Origin of the sequence: Bradyrhizobium sp. CCBAU 45389, assembly GCF_028128625.1 — a bacterium.
In the GTDB taxonomy this organism is placed as follows: Bacteria; Pseudomonadota; Alphaproteobacteria; order Rhizobiales; family Xanthobacteraceae; genus Bradyrhizobium; species Bradyrhizobium liaoningense_B.
Genome location: NZ_LBIY01000096.1, coordinates 469,387 through 495,338, shown reverse-complemented (window position 1 = coordinate 495,338; position 25,952 = coordinate 469,387). Strand labels below are relative to the sequence as shown.

Here is a 25,952-nt window from a genome sequence, read left to right as displayed (position 1 = left end):
GACGTGGCAAGCTGCGGCAAGACGCGCCGCTTTCAAACAGTCGGGCGCTAACCAGCGCGCGCCATTTCAGGCGAAATCCCAGCCGGCATCCCGTTGCAAGGCGGCGCTTCCTTCAGGAGCCCTCAAGCTCTCCACTGTGCTGACCACGATCCTTGCGCCGCTCGTTGCAGCCACTGGTCTGGCTATGGTCGCCGCTGCGCCTGCTTCTGCGCAGATCGTCATCTATGATGGCAGCGCCGCCAATCCCAATCCCGCTCCAAACGTGATCATCGACAATGTCACCCCCGGCCAGGAAGTGCACTTCCAGGCAAACACAACAGAAGGAACCGTCGGCGACGCCGGCACTGCGGTAATCCGCAATGGCAGTGTGACATTGTTTTTGAACAACAGTACGGCTGGCAGCGCCCTCATTCTAAATGAGGGCGGTGGCTACACGACATTCCAGGACACGAGCACCGCCGGCAATGCGATCATCACCAATAACTACGGAAGCTCGATATTTTTCTACGGTAACAGCAACCCCGGCAACGCTGCGTTCATCAATTTCAGTGCGGGCGACGTTGTCGACTTCTCGGGTACAAGCGGTCCCAACGGGGATCACAAGATCAGCGCCGGCGACATTCATGAATCCGGAACATTCAAGCTTGGCGCCAACGAGCTGACCCTCACAAGTAATGTCGATTACGCCGTCAGCGGCACGATTCAGGATGGCGGCATATCGGGTGGTGTCGGTGGCAGTCTGGTCAAAGCCGGCTCGGGCACGCTGTCTCTGACCGGCACCAACACCTATACGGGCGGCACAACGATCGCCGGCGGCACGATTTCCATCATCTCCGACGCCAATCTGGGCGGCACGTCGGGCGCCCTGACCTTCAATGGCGGCAGGCTGGCCACATCAGGGACCTTCAGCATTGCCCGGGCGATTTCATTGCAGCAGGCTGGCGAGATCGACATCGTGGATCGCTCGGCGCTCTACCTGACCGGCGTGGTGTCAGGCCCCGGCGATCTGATCAAGACAGGCTTATCGGGCACACTGTACCTCAACAACGCCGGCAATGCCTACGGCAACACACTGGTTGCTGAAGGTCTGCTGATCGGCAATGCCAGCTCGATCTCGGGCAATATCGGCGTCAGCAACGTCGCTTTTGCCGCCTTTGACCAGGCGAGTGACGGAACCTTCGCCGGCAATATCGGCGGCTATGGCGGCACTTCCGGCATTATGATCAAACAGGGCTCGGGCAAGCTCACGCTCACCGGGAATTCGAGTCTCGACTGGGGGATACAGTCCGGAGGGCTTCTCACCGCCGCCGAGCGCTTCACCGGTAATGCGGACATTGGATCGGGCGCGTCGGTGACCTTCGATCAGACCGCCAATGCTTCCTATGGCGGCGTGCTCTCCGGTGCGGGCGCATTCATCAAGGCCGGTAACGGTGTGCTGACCTTGACCGGCGCCAGCACCTACACGGGCGGCACCACCATCTCGGGCGGCACGCTGCGGATTGGCAATGGCGGCACCACAGGCTCCGTCACGGGTGCCATCGTCAATCATGGCACGCTGGAATTCAATCGTAGCAACACCATGACTTTCGGGGGAACCGTCACCGGCACGGGCGCGGTCAACCAGATCGGCTCCGGCAGAACCATCCTCACCGGCACCGGCAGCTCGGTGGGCGCAGTTACGGTCAGTGGCGGCACGCTCGAGTTCGGCCAGACCGGGACATTCACCGCGGCAAGCTATACGACCGGGAGCGGCGGAAGCACGGCCGTCGACGGCACCGCGCAGCTCGTTGTGGCCGGAGCCTTCACACAAAGCGCGGGCTCGACGCTGAACGTTGCCATTGGCGCCAACGATCCCGCCATCACCGCGGCGACCGCATCCCTGGACGGAACGCTGAACGTCGCCGGCTATACCGGAACGCAATATACGGTGATCCACACGACCGGCGGCATCACCGGTGACTTCGCAAATGTCAGCATCGGCGGCTCGTCGAGCCCAGTCGATTATCTGACAGTCGGGGGGCGGATCAGCGGGAACGACTATATCGTCCACACGGACCTGACCTGGAACGCCGGCACGGCGCTGGGTAATGGCGTCTTCACCCTGACGAATGCCACCGACGCGTTCACTGTCGGCGTGGCGCTCACAGACCAGAGCGGAACCTTCGCCAGCGGCTGGGACGGCAAGAGTCTGACCAAGAACGGAGACGGCACGCTGACGCTCTCGGCGATGAACACCTACACCGGCGCCACCACGATCAACGGCGGCACGCTGGCGATCGCCGCGCCGGGCAGCATCACCTCCGACGTCGTCAACCATGCCAACTTCGAGAACGCCGGCACGGTGGCGGGCAGCGTGACCAATCACGCCGGGGCGGTCTTCACCCAGACGGGCGGCAGCGTCTCAGGTGGCGTGACCAATGACGGCACGGTGAACGCCAACGGCGGCGCGCTCAACGGCGCGATCGTCAACCATGCCGGCGGCAGCTTCAACGTCGGCGGCACCGTGACCAGCGACAGCACGTTTGACAACGCCAGTGGCGCGACCCTCGCGGTGGCCGCAACCGGCAACTACACCCTCATGGGGATTTTGACGAATCGCGGCGGCATCGGCGTAGCCTCAGGTGGATCGCTGACGGCGAACGCGGGCATCGTCAACAATGCCACCTTCGCGAACGCGGGGATGGTGGCGGGCGGCGTCACCAATAACGCCGGGGCGGTCTTCACCCAGACGGCCGGCAGCCTCTCTGGCGGCGTGACCAATTCCGGGTCCGTGAACGTCAATGGCGGCCAACTCAATGGCGCGATCATCAACAATGCCGGCGGTCTCTTCACCATCGGCGGCGCCGTCACCGGCAATGACACCTTCGCCAACGCCAGCGGCGCAACCCTCATAGTGGCGAACGGTGGCAACACCACATTCGCCGGACTGACCAACAGCGGCTCCGTCGCGGTCGCCGCGGGCGGCTCGCTGACAACCACTGTCGGCATTATCAATACGGCCAACGGGGTGATCACCAACAACGGCACGGTGACCGACGATCGCCAATGCCGGGCTCGTCACCAACAATGCGATCTACAATGCCAATGTCGCATCCAACACCGGAACCATCACCAACAGCCCTGGTGCGACCTGGAACGGCAATTTCAACACGGCGGGCATCGTCAACAACGACGGCACGATCAACGGCAGCCTGACGCAGAGCGCCGGAACGACGACCAACAACGGCACGATCACCGGCGCCGTCACAGTCTCGGGCGGCCTGTTCACGGGCATCGGCTCCTCCGGCGACCTGACGATCAACAGCGGCGCGACCATTGCGCCGGGCCAAAATGGCGGCATCGGCACGATGAGCGTGGCCGGCAATGTCACGTTCAATGCCGGCTCGATCTATCAAGTCGCCGTCAACGCTGCCGGCCAGGGCAGTCGCATCATCGCCACGGGCGCGATCACAATCAACGGCGGCACAGTCAATGTGCTGGCGGGCTCGGGCAACTATGCGCCCAGCACCACCTACACCATCCTCAGCACGACGGGTGGCGGCAGGACGGGCACGTTCGGCGGGGTCATCTCGAACCTGGCCTTCCTGACGCCCTCGCTCAGCTATGACGCCAGCGACGTCTATCTGACGATGACCCGCAACAATACCGACTTCGCCGACGTCGGCGGCACGGTGAACCAGCGGGCCGCCGGCGGCGGTGTGGAGACGCTGGGTCTTGGCAATTCCATCTGGGACGCCGTCGTCCAGCTCGACACCGCGAGCGCGCGCAGGGCCTTCGACCAGCTCTCCGGCGAAGTCCACGCCTCGGCCAAGACGGCACTGATCGAAGACAGCCGTTTCGTGCGCGATGCGGCCCTCGACCGATTGCGGTCGGGACGCTGCGGCATCTCGGGCGGCACGACCACGTTCGCGACCGGCAATGCCGGTGGCCGTTCGGGCACGGGCTGTGATGGCGCCGAGGCCACAATCTGGGCCAGGGCCTTCGGGTCCTGGGGCGCCACCGCCGGCGACGGCAACGCGGCAAAACTCGCCCGCGCGACTGGCGGCTTCTTCATCGGCGCCGATGGTCAGCTATTCGATAGTTGGCGGGTCGGCATCCTCGGGGGCATTGGCCACACCGACTTCAATGTGAAGGATCGCAGCTCGTCGGGCACGAGCGACAATTACACGCTCGGCCTCTATGCAGGCAACCAGTGGGGCAGTCTCGCCTTCCGCTCGGGTGCCGCCTATACGTGGCACAACATCTCCAGCAGCCGCTCGGTCGCGTTCTCCGGCTTCTCGGACAGCCTCAAGGGCCATTACAACGCGGGCACGACGCAGGCGTTCGGCGAACTCGGCTACGACGTGAAGACTGGCGCCGTCACCTTCGAGCCCTTCGCCAACCTCGCTTATGTGAACCTGCACACGAACGGCTTCAGCGAGCATGGCGGCGCCGCGGCGCTCACAGGCCGGAGCGGAAGCACCGACACCTCCTTCTCGACGCTCGGTCTGCGCGGCTCGACCAGCTTCAACCTTGGCGGCCTTATCGCCACGGCCACCGGCTCGCTCGGCTGGCGTCATGCCTTCGGCGACGTGACGCCGCAATCGAACCTGCGCTTCGCGGGCAGCAGCGCGTTCGCTGTCTGGGGTGTTCCCATCGCCAGAAACGCGGCCGCCATCGACACCGGCCTCGACCTCGCCATCAGCAACAACGCCACGCTCGGCGTTTCCTACAACGGCCAGTTCGGCTCGGGCGTCACCGACAACAGCGTCCGTGCAAACTTCCGCATGAAGTTCTAAAGCGCGATGAGATTGGAATGAATCGTCATCGCGCTTTAGGTTGTTGTTTGCGCATGATCTACGCTTCGCACTTTTCCGGATCATGCTTTAGGACACCGCCTGCAACCGGTGCCGTCGCCGGATGCGATAGACCGATGCCGGCGGAATATTGAGCGCGGTGCGCCCGACCAGGCTCGCCTTCAGCCCGAGACGGTCGAGGGTTGGCCGGGGCACCGGGCAGCGCGGTCCGTAGGTGAACTGGTAGAGCGTGCCGCCCTCCTGCATGTGGCGGAAGGCGCCCGTCAGGATCGCGATCACCTTGCGCGGCGACATCGACAGAAGCGGAAGGCCGCTGACGACGGCCGAGGCCGGCGCCGTGAACCGCTCGTACTGGGCGAGCTGGCGCGCGTCCATCCAGAGCACGCGCGCCCGCGGGAAGCGCTCCTGCAACAGGCGGACGAAATCCGAACCATATTCGATCAGCAGCAGGTCGCGCTCGGCGACGCCGCGCCGGAGCAGCGCCCTGGTGAAGATGCCGGTGCCCGGTCCCAGTTCGATCACCGGCCCGCTTCCTGGCACGATCTCCTGCGTCATCAGGCGCGCCAGTGACTGGCCTGATGGCGCGATGGCGGAGACCTGCCAGGGATTGGACAGGTACGAGCGGAAGAACTGGAAGAAGTCTGCAACTGCGGTGGCGTTCATTGCGATCCTCTGTTTCCCGCTCGCGAGGAGCAGACGGGTCTGTCCCGAAGAAGGCTGGTGCGACTACGATGCGATGTTGTGTTGCCGAGCCTCGCCCTGAGCGGCGTTGGAGTCAGCCTCCCAAGCCTCCCATGTCGCAAGACGATCGGCATAGGCCGCGCGGGCACGCGGCAATCCCTCAGTGCCGACAAAGAATCGGAGCGGAGGGTTTTCGGCGTCGACGATCTTCAGGATCGCATCGGCCGTCGCCTCCGGCTCGCCGAAGGCAAGCCTGGCGCCGGCGGCAAACACCTCCGCCCGCGTGTTGCTGTAGGCGTTGATGAGGGGCGAGATCCTGAGCGAGGCAGTGCTGCCAAACCCCGTCGCATAAGCGCCCGGCTCGAGCAGCGTGACCTTCAGTCCGAGACCCCCGACCTCCTGCGCCAGGCTCTCATGAAGAGCTTCGAGCGCGAATTTCGAGGCGTTGTAGAACCCGATGATGGGCCCGGCGACGATGCCGGCAACACTGGACACGCCGATGATGTGGCCGCTGCCCTGTCGCCGCAGCAGGGGAAGCGCGGCCTGGATCACACGGAGAGCGCCGAAGAAGTTGGTGTCGAACTCGGCACGGACGTCGGCCTCGTGTGCCTCTTCGATCGCCCCGACCAGCGCGTAGCCTGCGTTGTTGAGCACGACGTCCAGCCGTCCGAAATGCGCGTGTGCCCGGGTCACGGCATTCTGCACCGCATGGGCATTGGTCACATCAAGGGCGATCGGCAGTACGGCCTCGCCATAGGCTTCCGAAAGATCAGCCACGTCAGCGAGGATGCGGGCGGTGGCAGCGACCTTGTCGCCGCGCTTGAGGGCAGCCTCTGCCCAGACGCGGCCGAAGCCGCGGGATGCCCCGGTGATGAACCAGACTTTGCCAGACATACGATATCCTCGATGGATTGAGTTGGACTTACTCGGCAAGTCCTATGCTCGCAGACCTCGATCGGCAGTGACGAGGCGCGCCAACGAAGTTGCCGCAGGTGCCAAAAGGGACGCAGCAACCGTCAGAGCCCCGTTCCGATGAAATCGGAACGGGGCTCTGGATTCCTATTGTGACGCGTTTTCTTGACGCGAACCGGTATCCACTTCGCTCGAAAATGCTCTAGTGAATCTTGTTGCCGTGCAGCTCGCGCCAGCGGCTCGGCGTCACGCCTTCCCAGTAGCGGAAAGCGCGGTAGAACGAGCTTGCGTCCTGATAGCCCAGGAGGCACGCGACCTCGTCGATGTCGGCCGTCGGATCCGACAGAAGCTGCCGCCCGAGCTCCTGACGTGCTTCGACCAGGAGCTCACGGAAGCTCGCACCTTCCTCGGTGATGCGGCGCTGAAGGGTCCGCTCGCTCAGGCCGAGATCGCGCGCCACGTCTGACAGCTCCGGCCGTCCGCTGGCAAGGCTGCGCTTGAGGACGACCTTCACCTGCTCCCTGACGGAGCTGCGCGCTTCCAGCTCGCCCAAGGCGGAGGCCAGTGCCGGCGTCAGGATTTCGAGCAGTTCCTTGTTGTGCCCTGGAAACGGACGGTCGAGGTCGGCAGATTTCAGGACCAGCAGGTTGCGCGCCGCGCCATAGCGGATTTGGCATTCGAAATATGTGTGGTGGATGTCGCTCTTGGGGCGAGGACGAACCAGCTCCACCCGCTTCGGCGTCAGGTGCTGTCCCGTCCCGCGACGCCCGAGCTCGACCAGCGAGGCGAAGGTCACGTCGGTCGAGATCGCGGGCTCCGGATCGGTTGCGTACGGCCATTCCGTCGTGACCACGCACGCGTCCTTGCCTTCGTCGACGTGCAGCTGCTCGGGCGAGCACAGCCGCTTGAAGCGCGCGAGGCGGTGCAGTCCGTCGCGATAATCCCGCGCATAGAACGCAGCGAGGCTCGACGGCGGATGCACCGCGGTCTCGACGCTCTGGACCAGCATCAAGCCGAGCCCGGGCTCCGGCTTCAGCTCCTCCAGCGCTCGCCAGAGCGCGAAATATTGCACTGTGGTGACCTGCCCCTGGTCGTTCAGGTGCAAGGTCGCCGGCAGCTTCGCCTGCCGCAACAGCACGGCCGGCGGCACGCCGATATGTTCGACGGCCTGCCAAAAGGCTCGGGGAATCTTGCACCTGTCTGCCGCCGTTCCGCTCATGACCGATCCTTAGCGCATCTGGCGGCTCATGATGATGCGGTCGAACGCCCGATCGCCAAACCATTCGCGGATCTTGATCATGGGCAGGGCGTACTTGCCCGCAACGTAACGCGTCCGCGGCCTAGCCTCTTTAACCGCCCTGGAGACGACGTCGGCGATGACGCTCGGATTCGTGCCGAGGCCGTGGCCATAAGCATCCCGGGTCGATTTCGCGACCGCCTGCGTCACCTTGGCGTAAGGCCCCGTCCCCGAGCGCTTGAGCAGGCCGTTGGCAACGACATCGCCAAACGCCGTCTCGATCATGCCGGGCTCGACGATGACGACCTTGATGCCGAACGGTGCAAGCTCGAGCCGAAGGCAATCGGACCAGCCTTCCAACGCATGCTTGGTCGCGTGGTACCAGGCGCCCAAGAGTGTGTAGATCTTGCCGCCCATCGAGGTGATGTTGACGATGGTGCCTGCGCGCTTCTCGCGCATCTTCGGCAACAGGAGCTGCGTCAGGCGGGCGGCGCCGAACAGGTTTACCTCGAACTGGTAACGCGCTTCGTCGATGCCGACGTCCTCGACGGGACCGTAGAGGCCGAAGCCGGCATTGTTGACGAGCACATCGACGCCGTCCACCTCGCGCAGGATGGCATCGACCGCCGCCTGGATGTCGGCCTCGCTCGATATGTCCATGCGCAGGGACCGCGCCCCGAGCCCGACGAGATCATCCATCTTGTCGACGTGGCGCGCGGCGACGAAGACCTGAAAGCCGTCCTTGATCAGACGCCTTGCGATTTCCTTGCCCATGCCGGAGGAGGCTCCGGTGACGAGCGCGGTTCTTTTCGATCTGTCGAACATGTCAACCTCTCTTGGTTCCGATCCTTATCCTGCCGCCTCCCCGGTCCGGATCGACTGACCAAACGCGCCAATAGATTTGCACAACGCGCCAATCCTGGCGACCACTCAAGCTGCTGTACTCGCGAGGAAAAAGCGCGGTTCGGGCGACCGCGCTTCGGCAGAACGGTTCGGGATTGGCGGAAGGCCTACCTACCCGCGAACGCGGTGGAATGAGCGGGTTTGCCCCATCGCCGGCAGGCCGAGATACCCTCTCAGATGCATCTTGCCGTCCTTGACGCTGGCCTTGCAGTTGTAGGTGCGCCCGGACGAGGCGTCGTAGATGGAGCCGCCGGTCCACTCGCCATTTTCCCAGTGCAGGCCGGTGATGAACACGATGTTCTTGAGCGATCGCGAACGCAGCGTGGGATCGGGGTTCTTGGCGTCCTTCTTGAAGGTCAAATTGTCCGCCTCGACGATCTCGTTGCCGTAGAGCATGCGCGCCTGGAATTCCATTCCGGCCTTGAACATGTCGAGCTTCACGGTGCCGTCGTCTGCCTCCCAGGTCCCGACGATCGCGTCGGGGACCGGCGCCTCGCCGTGCGCCATCGGCATCAGTCCGATGTTCACGGTTGCCATCAGCAGGAAGATGGCGGATCGACGGGAAAGCGAGAATGATTGCATGGTCTGTTCCTTGGTCTGCGGTTGGCAGGAGCGATCAGGCCGCTCGCTGGTCTCGCAGGTGTCTCTAGATTTCAGGAACAGCGTTGGCAGCGGCAGAAGGCGCCAACGGGATTGCGAGACGTGCCAATCAATGACGCCGCGCCCGGCGACGCCGCCCTCCACTATCGCGCTAAAGACCGAGACGTATCCCTAATGGATGATCTGGCCGAGGAAATCCCTCGCCCGCTCACTCCGGGGCGCGCGGAAGAAGGTCTCGGGATCGGCTTCCTCGACGATGGAGCCACGATCCATGAACACCACCCTATCAGCGATCTCGCGGGCAAAGCCCATCTCGTGCGTAACGCAGACCATGGTCATGCCGTCCCGCGCGAGCTCCACCATGGTGTCGAGCACTTCCTTGACCATCTCCGGGTCCAGCGCGGAGGTCGGCTCGTCGAACAGCATGATCTTTGGCTGCATGCACAGCGCCCGCGCGATGGCGACGCGCTGCTGCTGGCCGCCGGAGAGCTGTCCCGGATATTTGTCCGCCTGGTCGTGGATGCGCACCTTGCGTAGCAATCCGATCGCACGCTCGTGCGCCTCGGCGCGCGACAGGCCCCGCACCTTCATCGGCGCCAGCATGCAATTCTCGACGACCGAGAGATGCGGAAACAGGTTGAAGCTCTGGAACACCATGCCGACCTCGCGACGGACGCCGTTGATGTCGTCCGTCCGGCCCGACAGCTCGACGCCATCGACGACGATCCGCCCGCCATCGTGCTTCTCGATGTGATTGATGCAGCGGATCAAGGTCGACTTACCCGAGCCGGAGGGACCGCACAGCACGATCTTCTCGCCGGCCGCGACAGTCAGGTTGACGTCATTCAGCGCCGTGAAATGGCCGAACCGTTTCACCAGATTTTCCACGGTGACGATGAAAGTAGTCGGCCCCATCTGATTCCCCGCAGCGAGCTGAAGCATTTTCCTCTCCAAAGAACAGGATGATCCGCTAGCGGCCCGCAATCGCATATCGCTTGCGTAAGGACGCCACGCACTGCGAAGCCGCCGAGCTGATTGCGAGGTAGACCACCGCAATGACCAGATACATCTCGACCAGACGGCCATTGAGCTGCGCCAGCTTCGAGGCCGCGCCGAGCAGATCGGTGAGCGAGAGCACGTAGACCAGCGAGGTGTCCTGGAACAGGATGATGGTCTGGCTCAGGATGATTGGGCTGGCGACGCGGAGCACCTGCGGCAGGATCACGGAGCGATAGGTGTCGAAGGTGGACAATGCGAGCGCCTGACAGGCCTCGAACTGTCCACGGTTCACCGCGCGCAATCCGACGCGGATGATCTCCGAATAATAGGCGGCCTCGAACAGGCCGAAGGTGATGAACGCCGTCCAGGTGGCGCCGATCGGAACCGGCCGTCCGTTTCCGCTGAGATGGCCGAGCACGATCGGCACCAGGAAGAAGAACCAGAACAGCACCAGGATCAGCGGGATCGAGCGCATCAGGGCGACATAGCCACGCACGAGCCTGCCGAGCGCGGGCACTTCGAAGTGCTGCACCAGCGCCAGGCAGGTACCGAGGACCAGGCCGACCACGAAAGCAACAGCGGTCAGCGCCAGCGAAAACAGCAGGCCCGACCAGAGGTAAGGCCACGCCTGGAGAACAACGGAGAAATCGAGGCTGTTCATTTCACGACCTCCATCGCGTCAGGCAGGGAGTCGATCGGTTGCGTGACGTTCGTCGCGGCCGGCTTGGCTGCATCGTCCGCACGCCCGGCGCCCGGAATGCGCACGGCCCTGTCGATCAGGGCCATCCCCTGATAGGCGATCAGCGCCAGCGCGAGATACACAAGCGTCGCGGCGCCGAAAGCGGTGAACGTCTGGAATGTCGCTTCGCTGATCTGGCGGGCCCGCGCCGTCAGCTCCATCAGCCCGATGGTGAGCGCAACCGAAGTGTTCTTATAGATGCCCATCACCTCGCTGGTCAGGCTCGGGATGATCAGGCGTAGCGCCTGCGGCACGATGATATGGCGATAGGTCAGATAGCCGCTGAGCCCGAGCGCGCTTGCCGCCTCGACCTGTCCTTTCGGCAGGGCCTCGATCCCGGCACGAACCTGTTCGGCGATCCGGGCCGCGGTATAGAGACCGAGGCACACGAGCGCCGGAAAGAACGATCCCCAGGGCGGCGGGATCTGCTTGATGGCGTTCCCGAGCGAGACAGGAAGGATCTCTGGCAGGACGAAGTACCAGAGAAACATCTGCACCAGCACGGGGATGTTGCGGAAGATCTCCACATACAGGCGCGCAAGCGCCGCGATGGGCCGGTTCTGCACGGTGCGGCCGATGCCGACGACGACCCCGACGGCAAAGGCAATCCACCAGCCGAAGAACGCCAGCGCCAGGGTCCAGCCGAGGCCCGACACGAGCCAGTCGATATAGCGCTGGCCATCCGCGGTCTGTTCAAGAAGCACTGCAAACATGGCGAACCTCGGGGCTCGGTTTGCGGGACACTCTCCGCCTTCGCGATTAGTCGACGGCGTCGCTGGGATGCGCGATCCGTTCCGTGAGCTCGACGGTCAGCGGGAACGCCAAATTCTCATTCTTGGGCGGAATCGGCCTGGTGAACCACTTCGCATAGGTCTTCTCGAACTGGCCCGACGCCATCTGCTTGGACAGCACGTCATCGACGAGCGCCTTGAAGCCGGTATCGCCCTTCGTGAACATCAAGCCATAATAGATCTTGGCGTAGCCCTCGGGGAGGAATATCAGCGCATCCGGCTTCGGAGCTGCGGCCTTGAGGCCGGCGAGGAGAATATCGTCTTCCATGAAGGCGGCCGCGCGGCCGGTGTTCAGCATCAGGAAGGACTCGGCGTGGTCCTTGGCCTGGACGATGTTGAAGCCGAGCTGCTCCTTCGCATTCACGCCTTGCGCGAAGCCGACGGCATTGGAGCCCTGGGTCACGACGACAGTCTTGCCCTTGAGATCGCCGGCCGTCTTCAGGCCGCTGTCCGCCTTGACCAGCCAGCGCGGCTGGCTGACGAAGGTGGCGACGGAGAACGAGACCTGCTCCTGCCGCTTCCTGTCGTTGGCCGTGCCGCCGCACTCGATATCGACGGTGCCGCTCTGGATCAGCGGGATGCGGTTGGACGAGTTCACCGGAACGTAGTTGACCCTCAGATTGGGCAGGCCGGTCTCCGCCTTGATGCGCTCGACGATGGCGGCGCACAGATCGAGCGAAAAGCCGATCGGCTTCTGGTCGGGACCGAGATAGGAGAAGGGTATCGAGGCCTCACGATGGCCGATGGTGATGGCGCCGTTCGATTTGATCCTGGCGAGCGTGGGACTGTCGGCGGCAGCCGAGGGTCCACCAAGGCCGCCAATGACCGCGAGGCCGGACAGAATGCTCAAGACACGCGCAAATTTCGTCATGTACGTCTCCTTGATGGACAGCCTATGCGGCCCTCGATGATGGCTTCACGCCGCGCCGCCGGATGATCTCGATCAGGCGGTCGACGTCGGCAATCGTGTTGAACATCCCGAACGACACGCGGATGCCGTCCCGTTCCGGCGACACGCGGACGCCGTTCTCCTCGAAATGGCCGAGCCATTCGGCCGCGGGCAGCGCAATGACGTAGATGTGCGGCGCGCGATGCTGCCGCGCGCGAGGGCCGACCAGGCGAACGTCGAGCGCGTCGAGCCGGGCGATGAGATGGCCGCCGAGATCGAAGCAGTGGTTCTGGATGTTCTCAACGCCCAGTGCGTCGATCATGTCGAGCGAGGCACCGAGGGCATGGATCGCCGGAAGATTGAAATTGCCGAGCTCGAAGCGGCGCGCGCTCGCGGCAGGCTCGAGCCTGTCGGGCCGGGCGATGAGATCGGCTGGGACTTCCGCAAGGCTGGCGGCCGCAAGATAGGCAGGCTCGAGCTCGGTCCTGGACTTGTCCCAATACAAAAGGCCCAGCCCTTGCGGCACCAGCAGCCCCTTGTGACTGCCCGAACCGATGAAGGTCGCGCGCATCGCCTTCGCATCGATCGGCACGACGCCGATCGCCTGCATCACGTCGACGACGAAATAGAGCCCAATCTCCGCGCAGAGCGCGCCGATGCTTTCGACATCGAAACGGTGACCGGCATGGAATGTCACCTGCGACATCGAGATCGCCCGTGTGCTTGCATCGATGTGCGGACGAATACTCTCGGCGTTCACGACCTCGGTCATGGGAACGAACTCGACCGTGACGCCCTTGCGACGCAGATTGAGGAACGCATAGGCGTTGTTCGGATGATCGCCGTGGATCATCAGCACCTTGTCGCCGGCGCGTAGCGGCAGCGCATTCGCGGCGATGTTCATGCTCTCCGAGGTATTCTTGGTGAAGGCGATCTCGTCGGCCGATGCGCCGAGAAACCGCGCCAGTTTCCCGCGGGTCTGCTCGACACGATCGAGCCAGACGCTCTTGGGGCCGGCGGTCTCGAGACCTTCGCTCAGGAAACGGTCGATCGCCGCTTTGACGGGACGCGCAAGCGGCGTCTGGAAGCCGGAGTCGAGATAGGTGATCCGCTCAGCAGCCGGAAACTCCTTCCGCACGGCATCAACGTCGTAGTGGCCTGACATCCCAATCTCCTGAGCCGGTCCGCGGCGGCTCGCACTGCACAAATCCTGTTCACCGCCGGGCAACGCCAACGATATGGGCAAAGGCGCTAGGGTTCCTATAGTAATTTTCATATTTCAGTGGTTTTCATTCCGAAAAATGATAATTATTTGGAATCCAGGCGGAGAATGACAAAATGCAGCAGCCGAGTACCGATGGGCCACTGGATCGCGCCTTCGCGGTCATTGGCTACGTTGCCAGCCAGACCAGGGCAGCCTCGGTCGCGGAGATCGCCGGCGCGCTGTCCCTGCCGCTGCCGACCGCGCACCGGCTGATCGGAAATCTGGAGCAGCGCGGACTGCTTCAGAGAGCCGTGGGAACGAAGCGCTACGTGGTCGGCAATCAACTGGTCACGCTGTCGGCCAAGGTCATCGGCGCAGCTTTCCGCATCGCGCGCCGGCACGCGGTGCTCCGCGCCGTCGCCGCTGAAATCGGCGAGCAATGCGAGATCGGGGTGGTGCGGGACAATGTCGTTGCCTATGTCGACAGCGTCCGCGTGTCACAGCCTCAAGGTCTGCAGTTCAATCCCGGCGAAGCGGCGCCGCTCCACTGCACCTCGACCGGCAAGATCTACATGAGCCGCTTGCCCGAGCGGGCGCGCGAAAAGCTGTGCCGCGCACTCGCACTCACCAAGTACACCGAGACGACCATCGTCGATGTCGAAAGCCTGATGAAGGTGCTCGACGAGACCCGCAAGCGCGGCTGGGCCAAGACCAATGAAGAATATGTGCGAGGCGTGGTCGGCTGCGCCGTTCCGATCCTGTCGCCGGATCGCGAGCTGATCGCGTGCCTGGGCGTCTCCGTTCCCGTGGCACGCGTGAGTTTTGCCGAGCTGGATCGGTTCATCGCTCCACTTCAGAAGGCTGCGGCGCTGCTCTCGGAGACGATCCTCGGGGATGACGCAAGCGACGCGCCGGCGAATGCCTGATCCCGCCTGCTCGACGGTCCGCGCTCGAGACGCGAGCCCTCTCGCTACTTCACCCGCGCCGCACGCTGCGCCATCCGCGCCCAGAGCAACGCCAGCGGACCGAGCGCAATGCCGACCGCGAGAACGGTGAACGCCAGCAGCCAGCCGCTCGCGCTCTGCGGGCCGCCGGCGATGTCGAGTGCGGCACCGGTGCTCCACGCTCCAAGTGCAGACAGGCCGAAGCCGACCGTCGAGTGCAACGCCAGCGTCGCGCCGCGATGCTCGGATGCGGCCGCGGCCGACATGCCGGCCGTCAGCGCGCCTGAATCGGCCGGCACGGTCAGGCCATAGAGGAGCAGCAGCAGTGCGAGCAGCGAGGCCGGCGCCGTCGCGTTGAGCCCGATCACCAGCGCCACGCAGGCCGATGCGATCATCACGACGGTGATCGCGCGGTGGCGTCCGAATTTCAGCGCGGCCTCGTTGCCGAGGATGCTGGCGGGCATCGAGATCACCGCGAAGCAGAAGCTCAGCACGACCGGGCTCAGCCACGACGGCGCGCCTTGATGCGCCACGACGAACGTCCAGAACCCCACCAGCCAGGTGCGGATGCCGTAGAGCTCGAAGCAATGCGCGCCATAGCCGAGGATGTAGCCGAGCGCCTCGCGGTTGGCGAAGACGGGGGCGAAGTTGAGCAGACGCCCGGCCTTCGGCGCAGGCTGACGCGCATCGATCAGGAGACACGCGACCACCATTGCGATCGGGCCGAAGCCGGTGACGAGGAAGGCGGCCCGCCATCCCCAACGGTCGGCGATCAGTTGCGCGACGAGGAACGAGAGGCCGACGCCGACCGAGAAACTCGACGTGTACAGCGTGACGGCCCGCGAGGTGTCGCCAGTGGGAAGCCGGTCGGTCAGCGCCTTCAGGCCGGGCATGTAGGCGCCGGCAAAGCCAAGTCCCGCAAGCGACCAGATCGCAGTGCCCGACCAAAAACCTTGTGCAAAGAGACCGAACGCTGCGGTCGCAAGCCCGCTGACGATCGAGCCCCACAGCAGGACGAGGCGCGCATCGATGCGGTCGGTCAGGGTCGTCAGCACGGGCACGGCGAGCATGTAACCGAACGCATAACCGCTCGCCATCAACCCGCCTTCGGCGGCGGAGAGCCCCCACGCCGGCATCAAATGCTGCGCGAGGTTTGCGGACAGCGTCACATGCGGCAGCAGGTTTCCGACCTGGCCGATGCACATCACCGCAATCAGGGACCGACCGCTCAGCTTATGAATTTTGCTCTCCCACCTTGAGGGGCGTCGATGTTGCCTGCTCGCTACGTAACAGCAAGAGTGCAAGGAAGGCCGAGAGCGAAACGAGCGCGCTGATCCACAGCGCGCTGCTGCCGATGTGCTCTACCATCAGCCCCAGCGCGAGCGGTGCGGCGGCACCCGTTACCCTTGAAGGCAACGAGATCATGCCGACGCGCTTGCCGAAACCGGCCGGCCCGAACAGCGCAAGGGAAAGTGTCCCGCGGGCAATGGTGATGATGCCGTTGCCGGCGCCGTACAGCACCGTGAAAGTCGTCGCGAGCAAGGGGCCGCCCGCGACCAGCGCGACGACGCCGATCGGATTCATGAGCATGGCCAGCCTCGCCGAGAGCAGCGGATGAAATCGGGCGAGCCATCCCGCTTCCAGAAGGCGCGCGCCGACCTGTGCAGGGCCAACCAAGGCTCCCGCGAGCAGCGCCTGCGCCGGGCTAGCACCGAACGCAACCAGCATGGTCGGCAGAATGGCCGAGATTCCCGAACTGACGAAGCTTGCCGCCGCAAACATGTAAGCGAGCAGCACCATCGCGAAGGTCTCGCTCTGGCGTCCGGATTGCCGGCTCGCAGCCGTGCCGGGTTGAGGCTGCTGGTCCAATGGAACGGCGCGCGGCAGCGAGAGATTGAGCGGCAGCGCGAGAGCGATATGGATTGCCGCCCACACCTGGCAGGCCACGCGCCAGCTATACTCGGACTCCAGCCACGTCGTGAGCGGCCAGCCGAGTGTGCTGGCGAAACCGGCGATCAGGGTGATGCCGGTGATGGTTCGCCGGGCATTGGTGCCATAGATGCGCGCAAGCGTTGCGAAGGCTGCTTCATAGAGGCCCATGCCCATGCCGACCCCGAGCAGCACCCAGGCCGCGATCAGCACCGCCGCGCCATGGGCCACCGACAGCAGGAGCAACCCTGCCACAAACACGAGGTTCGAGATCGCAAGCAGGCTGCGCCCTCCGAACGTGTCGATGGCATGCCCGACCCGCGGGCCGAGCAGACCGGAGATGACGAGCGCCCCTGAGAGCGCGCCGAACACATAGGTCGGCGCAAGACCGAGGTCGTGCGCGATCGGTGCAGCCAGGATGGCAGGAAGATAATAGCTCGACGCCCACGCAACGGTCTGCGCGGTGCCGAGCGCGACGACCACGGCGACCGGACCAGCAGACTGGCCCGCAGTAACCTGCCTCATGAACAACCACACCCTGATGCGCCCGACTTCTTTGCCGTTTCGTCGGCGGCACAGCAGGCCGATGAAACTTCCTTCGCGGGCCCGCCGCAGCATCCCGACGCTGCAGCGGTCTCGAGGCCGCCGCGCGTGCATACGCCTGTTTCGGGCAGCACCAGCTCGACTCTCGCCGCCGCCTTCTTGTCGCCGGCGAGATCAGCCGCGATCGAGCGGACCTGCTCATAGCCCGTCATCATCAGGAAGGTCGGCGCACGACCGTAGGATTTCATGCCGGCGAGATAGAAGCCCGGCTCGTCATGCGCGAGCTCGCGCGCGCCGTGAGGGCGGACCGTGCCGCAGCTGTGCTCGTTGGGATCGATGAGCGGCGCGAGCGCGGCCGGCGCCTCGATGGCCGGATCGAGCCGCAGGCGCAGCTCGGACAGCAATGACAGATCGGGACGAAAGCCGGTCGAGACGATCAACTGATCCACGATCACGCTTCGCGTGCCGCAGCGGGCGCCGGCTGCGATATCGAGGCGACCTTCGGATTCCGACAGACGGATGACGCCGAATTCAGTCTCCACCCTGATCTTCCCGGCGGCGACGAGCGCCGCGAAGGCGGTGCCAAGCTCGCCGCGCGCGGCAAGCTTGTCATTGCGGCCACCGCCGAAGGCCTTTGCGGGATCCTTACCGCGCAACAGCCAGATGGCTTGCGTGCCGGGCACCTCATCGGCAAGGCGAACGAGATCGATCGGCGTGCCCACCGCGGAATGGCCCGCACCGAGCACGGCAACGGTTTTGCCGGCATATCTGGCACGATCGGCGCCCCGCACATCGGGCATGCCATAGGCGATGCGCTCCGCGCGCTCGCCTTCACCGATCGCCGGCAAGCCGTTGCTGCCGGCCGGATTGGGAGAGAACCATGTGCCTGATGTATCGATCACAGCGTCGGCGCGCAGCACTTCGGGACCCCTGCCATTCTGGTAGCGGATCTCGAACGGCGCCTGCTCCCGCCCTTTCGTCTTCGCCTTGTCGAAACCGGCCCGGCTGATGGCCGAGACGCGGCTGGAGGTCTGGATCATTTCGCGCAGCGGTGTCCGTGTCGCGAGGGGGCTTGAGATATCCATCGATCAGTTCGCCGCCGGTCGGATAGGACTGCGGGTCGGGCGAATTCCAACCCGTCGGCGCCAGCAGGCGCGCGGCTGCCTTGTCGACATTGTATTCCCACGGCGAGAACAGCTGGACGTGCTGCCATTGACGGACCGCATGTGCCGCCTCGGGTCCGGCCTCGAGCACGATGGGCGACATGCCGCGTTCGAGCACATGCGCCGCGGCTGCGAGACCGACCGGCCCTGCCCCGATGATGGCGACCGTCCTGGCATTCATTCGGGCTTCTCCCATCTTTCTAGAATCATCGAATAATTGGGCAAAACGATCACGCCGCCGTCTGCGCGCCCTTGCATCCGATTTCGTCCGCGCAGCACTCCGCCGCCAGGAAATCGACCAGCCCGCGCATCGCATCGAAATTCGCGTGGCAGACCAGGGTCGTGGATTCCCTGACCTGACTGACCAGCCCGACCGAGACCAGGGTCTTGATGTGATGCGACAGCGTCGACGCCGGAATCTTCAGCTTGTCCTGCAAGCGCCCCACGGGCATGCCCGAGTGCCCCGCCCGAACCAGGGCGCGGTAGATCTGAAGTCGCGTCCGGTTGCCCAGGGCCTCCAGGCGTGCTGCTGCGTCGTCGATCTTCATGATGGTGAGGATGACCCGTGGGAGCCGACCTGTCAAACTATATTTCTAGAATATTGGAAATAGTAAACTACCCCCTCTGCTGAGGCCGGCTTTCAACAGCACTCTTGGTTTCGCTGAATCGGCGGACAGGGAACTGATCCGTAGGAACAAAAGACGCAGCAATCGCCGCTCTTGGGCTTCAGCCGCGTCCCGCACCCCTTGCAATCGTAGAAGAACTGGCAGGCATCAGTCGGCATGGTTTCGGCTGACGCATGCTGGCAGACCGGACACGTGATTATCGATTGCGTTTGCATGGCAAATTTTCCGCGATCGCAAGACACAGCATACTAATCAGTCAGCACAACCGGAGCCAATGGATTGACGCCGCCCCTATAATTCCATAAGTCTGGATATATGGAAACAGAAGAAGCCGTTCTCGCGCTCGCGGCACTGTCGCAGTCCACCCGCCTGGAGGCCTTCCGGGCGCTGGTCCGGCACGAGCCCGACGGGCTTGCGGCCGGCGACCTCGCCCGCCTGCTGGAAGTTCCTCAAAACACGCTCTCCGCGCACCTGTCGATCTTGAGCCGCGCACGCCTCGTGTCCTCCGCGCGGCACAGCCGCTCGATCGTCTACCGCGCCAACCTCAGCGAATTTCGCGATGTCGCAGTTTTCCTGCTGCGCGATTGCTGCGGCGGACGGCCGGAGGTCTGCGAGCCGGTCGTCGACAGCCTTCAGGCCTGCTGCTCGCCAAAACGAAAGGAGAAAAGCCGTGCCTGACCAGTTGTACAATGTCCTGTTCCTGTGCACCGGCAATTCAGCGCGCTCGATCCTCGCCGAGTCCATTCTTCGCAAGGACGGCGCCGGCCGCTTCCGGGCCTTCTCCGCCGGCAGCACGCCGAAAGGCGCGGTGCACCCGCTGGCGCTGCGCACGCTGGAAAGCATGGATTATCCCGCCGACGGGATGCGCTCGAAGAGCTGGCTGGAGTTCGCCGCTCCGGATGCGCCGGTGATGGATTTCGTCTTCACCGTTTGCGACAACGCCGCCGGCGAAGCCTGCCCGATCTGGCCGGGACAGCCGATGACCGCACATTGGGGAATCGAAGACCCCGCCTCTGCCGAAGGCACCGACCTGGAGAAGCAGGCCGCGTTCGTCACCGCGTTCCGCTATCTCAAGAACCGGATCGACACGTTTGTGAGCCTCCCGCTCAGGAGTATCGATAAACTGTCCCTCGGTACCAGGCTGCGCGAGATCGGCCGCTCCGAGGGCGCAACACATCCAGCACCGAAGGCCGGCTGATGGAGACGTTCGACCTTTCGCGGCGACTTGCAGCCGAAGCGCTCGGCACGGGCATCCTCGTCGCCACCGTCGTCGGCTCCGGCATCATGGCGGAGACTCTGACCAGGGATGTCGCGCTTGCACTGCTCTGCAATACCTTGCCGACCGGCGCCATCCTGGTCGTGCTGATCACCGTGCTTGGTCCGATCTCCGGTGCGCATTTCAATCCGGCGGTCACGCTGGTCTTCACCGGCAGGCGCGAGCTGCCGGTGAATGAGGCCGCGCTCTACATTGTCGCGCAGATTGCCGGCGGCATCGCCGGGACGATCGCAGCGCATCTGATGTTCGGCCTGCCCCTGCTCGATCTGTCGACCAAGGTCAGGACCGGCGGGCCGCAATGGTTTGCCGAAGCAGTCGCAGCCTTCGGGCTGGTCGCGACCATCCTCGCCGGCATCCGCTTCCAGCGCGCGGCTGTTCCCTGGCTGGTCGGCCTCTACATCACAGCCGCGTACTGGTTCACGGCGTCGACGTCGTTTGCCAATCCGGCGGTGGCGATCGCGCGTTCGCTGACGAACACCTTTTCCGGCATTAGGCCCATCGACCTTCCCGGCTTCATCCTCGCCGAGCTCTGCGGGGCCATCGCCGGCATGCTAATGATGAACTGGCTGCTCGGTCACGCCAAGGCGCGCGGCCCTGTTCCTGTTGCGGAGACCCGATCATGAGTGTCACGATCTATCACAACCCCGACTGCGGCACCTCGCGCAACACGCTTGCGATGATCCGGCAGAGCGGCACCGAGCCAGTCGTCATCGAATATCTGAAGACGCCGCCATCGCGCGACAGGCTCAAGGAGCTGGTCTCGGCGATGGGAATTCCCGTTCGCGCGCTGCTGCGCGAGAAGGGAACGCCGTACAAGGAACTCAGCCTCGCCGACCCCAAATGGACGGACGACGAGCTGCTCGACTTCATGATGGCGCATCCCATTCTCATCAACCGTCCGATCGTCGTCACGGCGAAGGGCACGCGGCTGTGCCGGCCCTCGGAGGCCGTCATCGATCTCCTGGACAATCCTCCCGGCCGCTTCGTGAAGGAGGATGGCGAGGTGGTCGAAGCCAAATAGGCTCGAACGCCACGAACGCATTTCGCGCCGACGGCCCGATCCAAATCGGACACCGTTTCAGCTCTTCGTGCTCGCCGTCTTGTCGAGCGCGGCCCGCAAACCATTGGCGAGCTTGATCGCGTCGTCGTTGGCCCAGAAGTGCATGAAGAACAGGCGCGGCTGCTCGTCCAGCATGTGGCTATGAAGAGCGGTCACGGCGATGCCGTGCGATCGCAACGCCCTAATCACCGGGTTCACCTCGTCACCGGTCAGCACGAAGTCGCCGGTGATGGCCGCCTTGCCCGCGCCGGTCGGCTGGAAGTTGATGGCGGTCGCAACCCCCAGCGGTCCGACCGGGCTCAGCTGCATGCCCTGCTCGGTGACGGGATCGCGGCGGGGCACGTTGAACTGGTAGACGCCGCCATTGGCCTGTCCCTTGACGCCGATGATCTGGTCGAGCTGCGCGGTGTCGAGATCGACCGCGGGCGGCGGGGCCGCGGGAGCCGGCACTGAGAGCGGCGTCTTGCTTTCGGCGAGCGCCTCCTTGATGGCGGTCGCGATCCTGACGGGATCGCCGTGGCCGGCCACATGCATGTAGAACGTCGCCGGGCTCGCACCGAGCAGATGATTGTGCACGGCCGTGATCTCGAGCCCGCTCGCGATCATCTTCAGCATGACCGGGTTGATCTCGGACTCGAGCAGCACCAGATCGCCCATCGCCATGGCGCCGCCATGTGCGGGCTTGAACGCGACCCAGCCGCCGAGCGCCAGCGCCGGCTTGATGGTCACGTCATCAAGCGTGACCGTGAGATCGGTGCGCGGAAAGCCGTAGCGATGCACGTCGCCGGCAACAGTCGGCTTGCGGCCGAGCGTATCATCGACCTTCTGCCAGTCGACCTCCTGCGCGCGGGCGGTCGCGATGAAGCACGCGCCGATGGCCATCAGCGCCGAGATTATCTTGCGCATTGATCCGCTCCCTTGAGCTTGAATTCGGTTTCCGGAGCCGCCTCAGTTCCGCTCCTTGATCTGGCCGCTGCTGTCGACAACGAGCCGCACCGGCTTGCCGTTCTTGATCGCCATGGCGGTCGTTCCCTCTGCGGTCGACTTGATGTCGCTGACCTCGGTGTAGCCAGCCGCCTTGATCCTTGCGACGAGCTCCTCCTCAGTCAGCGCGCGTGCGGCCGACGCGCCGCCGATCAACGCCAGAATGAGGAAAGCCTGAAGGATTGTCCGTGTGCGCATGGTCGTTCTCCTGGTCGTGTCCCCGCCCCAGGTGAAGTCCGCTTCGCAAGTTACGCATCGACAAGGCCGACGTGCCGCGCCGGACTGATGAGCTGAAATGATGCGTTGGATGATATCGTGGTGTCGGATGACATGCGGCGTCCTTGCTGAGAACCAGGACGCGATTCTTGGGCATGTCGCCTCACGGGGAGATCGCACGTCCCCGACAGGCCGAGTAGAAGCCGGGGTGGCCGGGCTGTCAACTCGCCCGTCCCTGGGGGTTCTCACAAAGAATTTTACGCTTCGTTGGAACCATGCCGACAACTCTTGAAACCTGAAGACCATCTCACGTAATCTGGTCTGCACGGGGACAATGCAGACTCCCCTTGAGACCCCGGTCCAAGCTCTGCGCAGCACGCAACTACGTGGAGCTTGCGCATGGACACCGAACGTCACTCCTCTCCCCGCCAGACCGTAGCCATCCTCTCACGCGGCGACGCTGCCGTGCGCCGCGAGGCCACGGCGCAGAACAGCCGCTTCGTCCGCGTCTTCGAAGCGCTCGCCGCTGTGGGCATCGAAGCCTCGCCCGTGATCTACGACGAAAGCTTCGCCGGCGCGGTCCGCGATCAATTGCTCGCCGCCGACGGCGTGCTGGTCTGGGTCGATCCGATCCACCAGGGCAAGACGCGCGCCGAGCTCGACGCCCTGCTGCGCGACGTCGCAGCGCATGGACCATGGGTGAGCGCGCATCCCGAAATCATCCTGAAGATGGGCGTCAAGGAGGTGCTCCACCGCACGCGTCATCTCGGCTGGGGCGCCGACACGCATCGCTATGACACCGCGGCAAGCTTCCGCAGCCAGTTTCCGGCCCGCCTTCGTGCCGACGGCCCGCGCGTGCTGAAGCAGAACCGCGGCAATGGCGGCCAGGGCGTCTGGAAGGTGGAAGCGCTGCCCGATACCGACGGCATGGTGCGCGTGCTGCATGCGCAGCGCGGCAGCGTCCTAGAGGACATGCCGCTCGACGCCCTCTTCGCGCGCTGCGAGCCGTATTTCGGCTGGGGCGGCTGCATCATTGACCAGGCGTTTCAACCGCGCCTGCCCGACGGCATGATCCGCTGCTACATGAGCGGCGCCAGGGTTGCAGGCTTTGGACACCAGAAGATCAAGGCCCTGATCCCGCCGCCACCGGAGGGACCGAACTCGCCCGAAGCGCAGCCGGGCCCGCGCATCATGCACGGCCCTGACGCACCGCAATTCCAGGCGCTGCGCAGAGCGATGGAGGACGAATGGACGCCGCAGATGATGGCGACGCTCGGCATCGATGAGCCGTCATTGCCGGTCATCTGGGACGCGGACTTTTTGTATGGGCCGAAGGATGCGGCCGGCGCCGACACCTACGTGCTGTGCGAGATCAACGCGAGCTCGTGCTTTGCGATTCCCGAGGAGGCACCGGCGGCGATCGCGCGGACGGTGACGCAACGCATGCTGCGGACTACAGGCGTGCATTCGGGCGCATAGCGGAGCAGCGGGCGAGCTTCCGCAGATCAGATCTTCGGGAGCTTCGCCCGCTCCACCACGCCGGTCCATTTGACGATCTCGGACTCGATCAGCGCCTTCATCTCGGCCGGCGAGCTGCCGCGAACCTCGCCACCGACGGCCGTCTCCAGGCGCTGCTTGATATCAGGGTCCCTGAGCACCTCGAGCGTCGCTGCATTGAGCGTCGCCATGATCGCGGGTGGCGTGCCCTTCGGAGCCAGCAGGCCCGCCCAGGTGCACACGTCGTAGCCCTTGATGCCGGCCTCCTGCACCGTGGGGACATCAGGCAGCAAGGCCGTGCGCGCCGGCGAGGTCACCGCGAGGCCGCGGATCGCGCCGCTCTGGATCTGCGGGGCGAGCAGGACGGGCGTGCCGACGATGATGGGCACTTCGCCGCCAAGCAGCGCGGTGATGGACTGCGAATCGCCGCGATACGGCACGTGCACGATCTCGACGCCGGCCGCCGCGTTCAACAGCTCTCCCGCAAGATGATGCGTGCTGCCGAAGCCGACCGATCCGAAGCTGAGCGCGCCGGGCTTCTCCTTGGCGATGGTGATGAGATCGCCGAGCGATTTTGCGGGATGATCGTTGCGCACGGCGATGACGAGCGCGTAGTAGACCAGCGTCGAGATCATGTCGAAACTCTCGACCGGCTGGTAGGCGAGGCTCTTGTAGGTCGCCGCGGAAATCGCATGCGCGCCGGTGACGAGCCCGAGCGTGTAGCCGTCGGGTGCGGCTTTCGCGATGGCGTCCGCGGCGATGTTGCCGCCCGCACCAGGCTTGGCCTCGACGATGATCGGCTGCCCGAGCTTCTTCGAGAGCCCGTCGGCGATGATGCGCGACAGCGTATCGGCCGCACCGCCCGCGGCAAATCCGTGCAGCAGGCGGATCGGGCGCGACGGATAAGTCTCGGCCGACACGGGGCCGGTTGCGATACAGATGCCCAGCAGAAAAATGGCCGCAGCAAGCCGCTTCATCCAGAGCATGGATGCTTCTCCCTTTGATTGTTATGTCTTTGGCCGCAGCGCGTGCGGCGTCTTCAAGTCGTCGTCTGAACCGCTAGCGTGCGAACTCCGTGCATTCCGGCGATGGCGCCATGCCCCAGACGTCGCGCGGCAGGCCGACCCAGACCTTTGGCCGCTGCGGACGATCGCGGTGCCACGGGCGCGGCTCGAAATAGCCGAGCGCCTCGTCGGTCATGCGGTCGAGATCGCAGAACAGCTCGACCAGATGGCCGTCGGGATTGCGGTGATAGATCGCGGTGTTGTGGCCGGGGCCGTGACGAACCGGTCCCCAGAGCACGGGCAGCTTGTGCCGCGCGAGATGATCGCAGGCCCGGTGCATGTGCTCGGGCCCCCGCAGCTCGAAGGCGAAATGATGAAGACTGCGCTCGGGGGCGCGGGCGAAGTTGAGCGTGTGATGCTCGAACCCGCTGCGCATGAAGACGAAGCGGTCCTCGATCCAGTCGGAGACCCGCAGGCCCATCACATTCGCATAGAAGTCCGAAGCGGCTTGCGGATCGGGCGTGCGCAGCGCGACATGGCCGAGCTTGGCGACCGCGAGGGCGCCGATCCGCTCCTGCGCCGGCGTCGGCGTCCAGCCCTGGATCAATTCGAAGCGCGTCCCTTCGGGATCGCTGAAGGACAGCAGCCGGGACACGCCAGGCAGGGAATCGCTGTGGAGCTCGGGCCGTAAGTCAGCCTGCTTCAGCGCGGCGCCGAGCGAGTCGAGCTGAACATCGGGGGATATCTCGAAGGCAACGCTCTTCAGCGCGGCGTCGCCGGGCTCGATCACCAGCGAGAGCTGTTCGGAATCATTGGCGAGGAACAGGCGGCCGCCGTCGCGAGCGACGAGACCGAGACCGATCACGCCGCGGTAGTAGTCGAGCAGCCGCTCCGGATCTGGCGAGGTAAAGGTCGCGTGCCGCAGCCGGGTGAAGCGTGCAATGGGTGCTTGTGTCATC

25 protein-coding genes and 2 pseudogenes are annotated in these 25,952 nt (G+C 64.6%); 8 read left to right on the top strand and 19 right to left on the bottom strand.

Translation table 11 applies throughout. The annotated features are described in order from the left end of the window. Positions 1 to 184: 184 nt before the first annotated feature. A pseudogene (locus XH79_RS43340) lies at positions 185 to 2,266 on the top strand (autotransporter-associated beta strand repeat-containing protein); the annotation flags it as partial. Between the two features lie 1,081 nt (positions 2,267 to 3,347). Next, the gene (locus XH79_RS32115; RefSeq protein WP_271584264.1) at positions 3,348 to 4,778 is read left to right on the top strand and encodes an autotransporter outer membrane beta-barrel domain-containing protein; all 1,431 of its coding nucleotides are present in this window, start codon (positions 3,348 to 3,350) and stop codon (positions 4,776 to 4,778) included. 87 nt (positions 4,779 to 4,865) lie between these two features. On the opposite strand, the gene XH79_RS32110 is transcribed toward XH79_RS32115, so the two are convergent. From XH79_RS32110 to XH79_RS32065, 10 genes are all read right to left on the bottom strand, one after another. Further along, the gene (locus tag XH79_RS32110) at positions 4,866 to 5,459 is read right to left on the bottom strand and encodes a class I SAM-dependent methyltransferase (protein WP_271584263.1); all 594 of its coding nucleotides are present in this window, start codon (positions 5,457 to 5,459) and stop codon (positions 4,866 to 4,868) included. Between the two features lie 63 nt (positions 5,460 to 5,522). Then, the gene (locus XH79_RS32105) at positions 5,523 to 6,371 is read right to left on the bottom strand and encodes an SDR family NAD(P)-dependent oxidoreductase (protein ID WP_271584262.1); all 849 of its coding nucleotides are present in this window, start codon (positions 6,369 to 6,371) and stop codon (positions 5,523 to 5,525) included. 220 nt (positions 6,372 to 6,591) lie between these two features. After that, positions 6,592 to 7,608 (bottom strand): AraC family transcriptional regulator, encoded by a 1,017-nt coding sequence (locus XH79_RS32100; protein ID WP_271584261.1) that lies wholly within the window; start codon positions 7,606 to 7,608, stop codon positions 6,592 to 6,594. A gap of 9 nt (positions 7,609 to 7,617) precedes the next feature. Further along, positions 7,618 to 8,451 (bottom strand): oxidoreductase, encoded by an 834-nt coding sequence (locus XH79_RS32095; protein ID WP_271584260.1) that lies wholly within the window; start codon positions 8,449 to 8,451, stop codon positions 7,618 to 7,620. Between the two features lie 189 nt (positions 8,452 to 8,640). Further along, positions 8,641 to 9,111 (bottom strand): DUF2147 domain-containing protein, encoded by a 471-nt coding sequence (locus tag XH79_RS32090; protein ID WP_271584259.1) that lies wholly within the window; start codon positions 9,109 to 9,111, stop codon positions 8,641 to 8,643. 189 nt (positions 9,112 to 9,300) lie between these two features. Further along, the gene (locus tag XH79_RS32085; protein WP_271584258.1) at positions 9,301 to 10,071 is read right to left on the bottom strand and encodes an amino acid ABC transporter ATP-binding protein; all 771 of its coding nucleotides are present in this window, start codon (positions 10,069 to 10,071) and stop codon (positions 9,301 to 9,303) included. Positions 10,072 to 10,099: 28 nt separating this feature from the next. Further along, entirely contained in the window at positions 10,100 to 10,789 is a 690-nt protein-coding gene (locus XH79_RS32080; protein WP_271584257.1) for an amino acid ABC transporter permease, read from the bottom strand. Beyond that, the gene (locus XH79_RS32075; RefSeq protein WP_271584256.1) at positions 10,786 to 11,580 is read right to left on the bottom strand and encodes an amino acid ABC transporter permease; all 795 of its coding nucleotides are present in this window, start codon (positions 11,578 to 11,580) and stop codon (positions 10,786 to 10,788) included. The genes XH79_RS32080 and XH79_RS32075 overlap by 4 nt, the downstream gene beginning before the upstream one ends. Positions 11,581 to 11,626: 46 nt before the next feature. After that, a complete protein-coding gene (locus tag XH79_RS32070) occupies positions 11,627 to 12,529 on the bottom strand; it encodes an amino acid ABC transporter substrate-binding protein (RefSeq protein ID WP_271584255.1) in 903 nt (300 codons plus the stop codon). 22 nt (positions 12,530 to 12,551) lie between these two features. After that, positions 12,552 to 13,712 (bottom strand): aminotransferase class V-fold PLP-dependent enzyme, encoded by a 1,161-nt coding sequence (locus XH79_RS32065; RefSeq protein ID WP_271584254.1) that lies wholly within the window; start codon positions 13,710 to 13,712, stop codon positions 12,552 to 12,554. Between the two features lie 173 nt (positions 13,713 to 13,885). On the opposite strand from XH79_RS32065, the gene XH79_RS32060 reads away from it, so the two are divergent. Continuing rightward, positions 13,886 to 14,677, top strand: a complete 792-nt coding sequence (locus XH79_RS32060; protein WP_271584253.1) for an IclR family transcriptional regulator — start codon at positions 13,886 to 13,888, stop codon at positions 14,675 to 14,677. Positions 14,678 to 14,721: 44 nt separating this feature from the next. Here XH79_RS32060 and XH79_RS32055 read toward each other — a convergent pair whose 3' ends face one another. The 5 genes and pseudogenes from XH79_RS32055 to XH79_RS32035 form a co-directional block, all read right to left on the bottom strand. Next, positions 14,722 to 15,900 (bottom strand): MFS transporter, encoded by a 1,179-nt coding sequence (locus XH79_RS32055; protein ID WP_271584252.1) that lies wholly within the window; start codon positions 15,898 to 15,900, stop codon positions 14,722 to 14,724. 28 nt (positions 15,901 to 15,928) lie between these two features. Then, the gene (locus tag XH79_RS32050; RefSeq protein WP_271584353.1) at positions 15,929 to 17,149 is read right to left on the bottom strand and encodes an MFS transporter; all 1,221 of its coding nucleotides are present in this window, start codon (positions 17,147 to 17,149) and stop codon (positions 15,929 to 15,931) included. Then, positions 17,146 to 18,511: pseudogene (locus XH79_RS32045) on the bottom strand (NAD(P)-binding domain-containing protein). Before XH79_RS32045 ends, XH79_RS32050 begins: the two are co-directional and overlap by 4 nt. Before the next feature lie 49 nt (positions 18,512 to 18,560). After that, complete coding sequence (locus XH79_RS32040) at positions 18,561 to 18,878, bottom strand: ArsR/SmtB family transcription factor (protein WP_212343846.1); 318 nt, start codon at positions 18,876 to 18,878, stop codon at positions 18,561 to 18,563. A gap of 92 nt (positions 18,879 to 18,970) precedes the next feature. Beyond that, the gene (locus XH79_RS32035; protein ID WP_245003863.1) at positions 18,971 to 19,171 is read right to left on the bottom strand and encodes a GDCCVxC domain-containing (seleno)protein; all 201 of its coding nucleotides are present in this window, start codon (positions 19,169 to 19,171) and stop codon (positions 18,971 to 18,973) included. Between the two features lie 100 nt (positions 19,172 to 19,271). Between XH79_RS32035 and XH79_RS32030 the strand changes: the two genes are divergently transcribed. The 4 genes from XH79_RS32030 to arsC are packed head-to-tail and all read left to right on the top strand — an operon-like array spanning position 19,272 to position 21,253. Beyond that, positions 19,272 to 19,634: an ArsR/SmtB family transcription factor gene (locus XH79_RS32030; RefSeq protein ID WP_212343844.1), complete on the top strand. Its 363-nt coding sequence runs from the start codon at positions 19,272 to 19,274 to the stop codon at positions 19,632 to 19,634. Beyond that, a complete protein-coding gene (locus XH79_RS32025) occupies positions 19,627 to 20,154 on the top strand; it encodes an arsenate reductase ArsC (RefSeq protein ID WP_212343842.1) in 528 nt (175 codons plus the stop codon). Before XH79_RS32030 ends, XH79_RS32025 begins: the two co-directional genes overlap by 8 nt. After that, positions 20,154 to 20,855 carry an aquaporin gene (locus tag XH79_RS32020; protein WP_271584251.1) on the top strand — a complete coding sequence of 234 codons (702 nt, stop codon included), beginning with the start codon at positions 20,154 to 20,156 and terminating at the stop codon, positions 20,853 to 20,855. Before XH79_RS32025 ends, XH79_RS32020 begins: the two co-directional genes overlap by 1 nt. After that, positions 20,852 to 21,253 (top strand): arsenate reductase (glutaredoxin), encoded by a 402-nt coding sequence (gene arsC, locus XH79_RS32015; protein WP_271584250.1) that lies wholly within the window; start codon positions 20,852 to 20,854, stop codon positions 21,251 to 21,253. The genes XH79_RS32020 and arsC overlap by 4 nt, the downstream gene beginning before the upstream one ends. Before the next feature lie 57 nt (positions 21,254 to 21,310). On the opposite strand, the gene XH79_RS32010 is transcribed toward arsC, so the two are convergent. Further along, the gene (locus XH79_RS32010; protein WP_271584249.1) at positions 21,311 to 22,198 is read right to left on the bottom strand and encodes a DUF1259 domain-containing protein; all 888 of its coding nucleotides are present in this window, start codon (positions 22,196 to 22,198) and stop codon (positions 21,311 to 21,313) included. Positions 22,199 to 22,240: 42 nt separating this feature from the next. Further along, on the bottom strand, positions 22,241 to 22,474 hold the full coding sequence (locus XH79_RS32005) for a hypothetical protein (RefSeq protein ID WP_271584248.1): 234 nt from the start codon (positions 22,472 to 22,474) through the stop codon (positions 22,241 to 22,243). Positions 22,475 to 22,891: 417 nt separating this feature from the next. Between XH79_RS32005 and XH79_RS32000 the strand changes: the two genes are divergently transcribed. Continuing rightward, positions 22,892 to 23,971, top strand: coding sequence for a Cj0069 family protein (locus tag XH79_RS32000; protein WP_271584247.1), 1,080 nt, complete (start codon positions 22,892 to 22,894; stop codon positions 23,969 to 23,971). Between the two features lie 26 nt (positions 23,972 to 23,997). On the opposite strand, the gene XH79_RS31995 is transcribed toward XH79_RS32000, so the two are convergent. Beyond that, positions 23,998 to 24,975 (bottom strand): tripartite tricarboxylate transporter substrate binding protein, encoded by a 978-nt coding sequence (locus tag XH79_RS31995; RefSeq protein ID WP_271584246.1) that lies wholly within the window; start codon positions 24,973 to 24,975, stop codon positions 23,998 to 24,000. A 73-nt stretch (positions 24,976 to 25,048) separates the two neighbouring features. Continuing rightward, a complete protein-coding gene (locus tag XH79_RS31990) occupies positions 25,049 to 25,951 on the bottom strand; it encodes a VOC family protein (RefSeq protein WP_271584245.1) in 903 nt (300 codons plus the stop codon). Position 25,952 lies beyond the last annotated feature (1 nt).